The sequence below is a fragment of the uncultured Sphingomonas sp. genome (genome assembly GCF_964237155.1).
Lineage (GTDB): Bacteria > Pseudomonadota > Alphaproteobacteria > Sphingomonadales > Sphingomonadaceae > Sphingomonas.
Genome location: NZ_CAXSHH010000146.1, coordinates 1 through 2,649 on the forward strand (window position 1 = coordinate 1; position 2,649 = coordinate 2,649).

The following is a 2,649-nucleotide window of genomic DNA, read 5'->3' on the forward strand; positions in this document are numbered from 1 at the left end:
GAGGCTATATCGGGCTCGAAGCGGCGGCCGTGCTCGTGAAGCTCGGGATCAAGGTCACCGTCGTCGAGGCCTTGGACCGCGTCCTGGCGAGGGTCGCGGGGGAACCGTTGTCGCGCTTCTTCGAAGCGGAGCACCGAGCGCGTGGCGTCGATGTCAGGCTCGGCACCCAAGTCGTGTGCATCGAGGAGGTCGGGGGCCGGGCGACGGGCGTCCGGCTTGCCGATGGCGAGATCCTCCCCGCGCAGATGGTGATCGTCGGGATCGGCATCATCCCATCTGTCGCTCCGCTGCTGGAGGCGGGCGCCAATGGAGGCAACGGGGTCGCGGTGGACGAGTATTGCCGCACTTCGCTCCCCGACGTGTTCGCGGTCGGCGATTGCGCGCTCCACGCCAATGCCTTCGCGGACGGAGCGGCGATACGGCTCGAGTCGGTTCAGAACGCCAATGATCAAGCGACGGTGGTCGCCAAGGCGATCACCGGATCACCGGAAGCCTATCGTGCGGTGCCTTGGTTCTGGTCGCACCAATATGACCTGCGCCTTCAAACCGTCGGCTTGTCCATTGAATACGACTCCATCGTTGTCCGTGGTGATCCAGCGGCCCGTAGCTTCTCGCTCATCTATTTCAGGGCCGGTCGGGTGATCGCGCTGGACTGCGTGAACGCCACGAGGGACTATGTTCAGGGTCGCGGGCTAGTCACGAGCGGCAGGATGCCCAATCCCGGCATCCTCATGGATCCGACCGTGCCACTTGCGTCGGACCTGCTGCTTTGAGATGCCACCACTCGAGCAGGTGCGGCGCGCTTCACGCAACGAGCAACGGTCGGCGTGATCCAAGAGGAAGATAACATGTCGGACACAGCCGCGAGCGATCTCGTTCTCCATCATTTCCCCAACGCCTGTTCACAGACCAGTCTCTTCGCCCTGGAAGAGGCCGGACTGGAGTACGAACTAAGTCTCGTCGATCTTGCGAGCGACGAGCAATCGTCGCCGAGGTATGCGGCGATCTCTCCGCTCGGTAAGGTTCCGGCGCTGCGAGTCGGCGCGACGGTTTTGACGGAGAACGCCGCGATCCTGACCTACATCGCCGCGGCGAAGCCCAAATCCAGACTGTTTCCCGCACCCACGACGCCGTTCGCGCTTGCGGAGCGGCAGGCCGGTCTTTCCTTCTGCGGCGGCACGGTACATCCAATCGTCCGCGGCATTGCTGCGCCCTACCGGCTGACCGATGGCGAGACCGCACCGGTTCGCAGCCGGGCGGTTGCCCTAGCCGAGAAGAACTTCGCGTTCGCCGACCGTCGGCTGGCGGAGCGAGGATGGTGGCTCGGCGAGTGGTCAGTGATCGACGTATACCTGAATTGGGCAATGCAGACGGCGGTTCGCGGCGGCTTCGACCTGACCCCCTATGCGGAGCTGGCGAGGCTGCCCGAAAGGCTGACCGAGCGCCCTGCCTTCACGCGGACCATGCGCATCGAGGAGGAGTCGCTCGCCGCGCTGGCAGCGCGGCAAGCTTCATAGGACGGAGGCTATGCGACGTGCAGCCCACCGGATCAGCCAGGGGTAGCCAGCTCCGAAGATCTCGCGGTCAACGGTGCGAACCGGGCGACTTGACGGCCTATCAGTCGAAGCTGTTCAATCACGGCCGGATCACTGGCTCCGCCTTCATCGTCAAACCTCGTCACCTGCGTGTTGATCGCGGCGGCGAAAGGGGTGGGCCAGCCGCGCAACGCGTGAACGATCGAGCGAAGCGCGGCGATCGTCGACCCCGTCGCCTGCCAGCCATAAGCCGTCGAGATCAGGCCCACAGGCATGTCGGCAAGATACGGACGGGCATCGCCCGCCGTCTCCTCGAGCAGGTCGAGCGCGTTCTTGACCACGCCGGAGATCGAGCCGTGATAGCCGGGGCTGGCGATGATCACGGCCGACGCCTGGCGCACCGCATCGACGAACTCGCGCTCCTGGTCGGTCCGCGCCGCCGCCCTTGGATCGTAGAGCGGAAGCCGCGCCATGTCGGCTCCGCCGAACATGCGCGTACGATACCCGGCCTGCGCCGCGGCCGTGAGCGCGATGCAGAGCGCGCGTTCGGTCGACGACACGCTTCCCACCGTTCCGCCTATGCCGACGACGAGCGGCTGGTCGGCGAACCCGGCGATCATCGTGGGCTCCTTTCGTGAACGTCGTAAAGGCGGAGGGCCGTCGGTCTCGCCACCCGACTAGCGATCGCTATGGGCGTGTTCCGCGGCCGTCATGAACTCCACGAGCAACCCGTTGAACGCGGCCGCATCGAATGCCTGCGGAAAATGATGCGGGCTCCGCACGACGACGTGTCGGCCGTTAGCGCGTGCGGACGCCGCCTCGCTGCTCGCGTCGATGCCGGGATTCCAGCCACCCGTAACTGTGAGGAGCGGTATCGCGTTCGCCGCCACGGCGTCTACCATCGCGCATACCCGCTCGGTCTCTGGTAACTTGATCGACGCGAGTCCCTGACCGACCTTCTCCATCTCGCCGCCCTTGCGCTCCGCCCTGATTTCCTCGGGGATACCGGCAGCCTTTGAGAAACGATCGGCAAGATCGGCCATCGACGTCGCCTTGGAGATCGCCTCGCCCATCTCCCCCATGAACTTCTGCGTGCGCGGGTCGTCCATCGTCA

3 protein-coding genes and 1 pseudogene are annotated in these 2,649 nt (G+C 65.4%); 2 read left to right on the forward strand and 2 right to left on the reverse strand.

All coding sequences use genetic code 11. The features are described from left to right. Together ACFE71_RS15430 and ACFE71_RS15435 are read left to right on the forward strand one after the other, a co-directional pair. Nucleotides 1–773, forward strand: a 773-nt coding sequence (locus ACFE71_RS15430) for an NAD(P)/FAD-dependent oxidoreductase (RefSeq protein ID WP_375429643.1), incomplete at its 5' end; no start/stop codon positions are given. A 54-nt stretch (nt 774–827) separates the two neighbouring features. Then, nucleotides 828–1,517, forward strand: coding sequence for a glutathione S-transferase family protein (locus tag ACFE71_RS15435; RefSeq protein ID WP_375429644.1), 690 nt, complete (start codon nt 828–830; stop codon nt 1,515–1,517). A gap of 32 nt (nt 1,518–1,549) precedes the next feature. Here the strand turns inward: ACFE71_RS15435 and ACFE71_RS15440 are convergent, their stop codons facing one another. After that, a complete protein-coding gene (locus ACFE71_RS15440; protein ID WP_375429645.1) occupies nt 1,550–2,155 on the reverse strand; it encodes an NADPH-dependent FMN reductase in 606 nt (201 codons plus the stop codon). Nucleotides 2,156–2,212: 57 nt separating this feature from the next. Beyond that, nucleotides 2,213–2,649, reverse strand: a pseudogene (locus tag ACFE71_RS15445) (hypothetical protein); the annotation flags it as partial.

Coding starts and splice junctions, on each gene's coding strand:
- ACFE71_RS15440 (WP_375429645.1), bottom strand. CDS start 2,155: ATGATCGCCGGGTTCGCCGACCAGCCGCTCGTCGTCGGCATAGGCGGA.